Genomic DNA, 1698 nt, shown 5'->3' on the forward strand with positions numbered 1-1698 from the left:
CACCTCGATTTCGTTAGTCGCGAAATAAAAAAAGCCTCAGACATTTAATATCTGAGGCAACTTATATATTGAATTTGTTATATGATTTTATTGACTTTTTCTAAATTTAGGATTATAATTATGTTGAGAATTGAGTATCAACAACTTGCTACAGAAAGAGAGAGAGGTTGCAGCCTTTCTCTCTTTTATTTTTTGTATAATTTTTTTATAATAAATCCACCTATATTTTTTTCTAATTCTTCACCTTCTTTAAATTTAAAATAATTTCTTATAGTAGGACTAATCACTCCAATAATTAAATATAATGCTAAAACTAAAATAATTGTTAATTTTATGTTCATAAAATCAAACCTCCTCATTTTAAAATTTAAGCAAGGGATAGAAGTTGCAGCTTCTATCCTTTAGTGATCACTTCCTAGCTTCAAACCAGTCAATCCATGCACGAACTTCTTTTGAAATTTGTGGTGAGACTGCAATTAAAGCTACAAGAATTGATATCCACATCAAGTATCACCTCCCTTGCTACTTTTATAGAATACTATGATTTTCATTATTTAGTAAAGAGATTTATAAAATTTCAATCGTATATAAATTTCCTCAGATATTAAATTGTCAAAGTCCATTGTTGTTTTTTACTCTGTTTCTGTAGCTAGTCTTGTTTTGTATCTTTATACAACCCAAATATCTCCTAATTTTCCTATCATTTGCTCACCTCGATTTCGTTACTCGCGAAATATATATTTAAAATTTGACTTTTATAAATTTATAGGGAATACTACAAATAAGCAATCAATGCCTCAAAATTGTTTGTTAAAGACAGGGATTTTTCTTGTCTTTTTTATTTCATTCGATTTTCTTTAATTGATATATATTTATTTCTTAAATTTTTATTAAATAAATTTGTTTTTTTTAATTTTATAAGGCATAATATATTGATTATATATATTCATACATATATTTTCCTTTTAGAGCCTTAATTTCCCTAGAGTTAAGGCTTTGATTAAATTTTAATTAAAAAAGTTAAAATAAATTTGATTTTTTGTGATTTATAGTGAATAATACATTAGGTCGTGTAGTTTTAATTCATTGTTTTTGGAACTTCCTTTTAGTAAAAGCCTTGATTGACTTTATCAGGGCTTTTATTATGTAAAAAATTATTATTGTGGTACTGTAGTTGGTCTATTTTCTGCATCTTTATGTTTATGCATATCTACATCTCCCTTAGGAGTGGTTAATTTAGTTACTCCTACTTCTTTTGCCGTGATATTTTTAGCTGTTGTAACTGCATTTATATCTAATGAAGTTCCTGCAATAGAGGTAGCTTTGGCATTGATAGTTAGTTTATCAGTAGTCATCACTATATTTTTAGAAGATATATTTATATTATTAGCTCCTTTTATATCTATGTCTCCTACACAGTCAATTTCTAATAAATGTGTTTCAAAGTTATATTTGATCTTAGTCCCATCTGGAAAGACAATATATTTCATCTTACCGGTATCTTTAGGAAGGTTCTTTTTACTTGAATAACTCCCTAATATGAAACCAAACCCTTCATCTGAACCAGGTAAAAAAATACAAACCACATTTTCTTTCACACTTGGCATTGAATAGCTTCTTTCTGTATTTGTATGATCTGTTAAAACTTGTAAAGGTTTAGATATTTCTCCAGGAGTATCGTCAAACTCTACCCTTGCT

General features: G+C 27.6%; 2 protein-coding genes. Both read right to left on the minus strand.

Annotation, left to right across the window (positions count from 1 at the left end):
- Nucleotides 1–185: 185 nt before the first annotated feature.
- Nucleotides 186–341, minus strand: a complete 156-nt coding sequence (locus WBG30_RS03905) for a hypothetical protein (RefSeq protein WP_424503336.1) — start codon at nucleotides 339–341, stop codon at nucleotides 186–188.
- Between the two features lie 816 nt (nucleotides 342–1157).
- On the minus strand, nucleotides 1158–1698 hold a 541-nt coding region (locus WBG30_RS03910; RefSeq protein WP_424503337.1), incomplete at its 5' end, for a phage baseplate assembly protein V.

Source organism: Psychrilyobacter sp. (genome assembly GCF_049671765.1).
Classification (GTDB): Bacteria; Fusobacteriota; Fusobacteriia; order Fusobacteriales; family Fusobacteriaceae; genus Psychrilyobacter.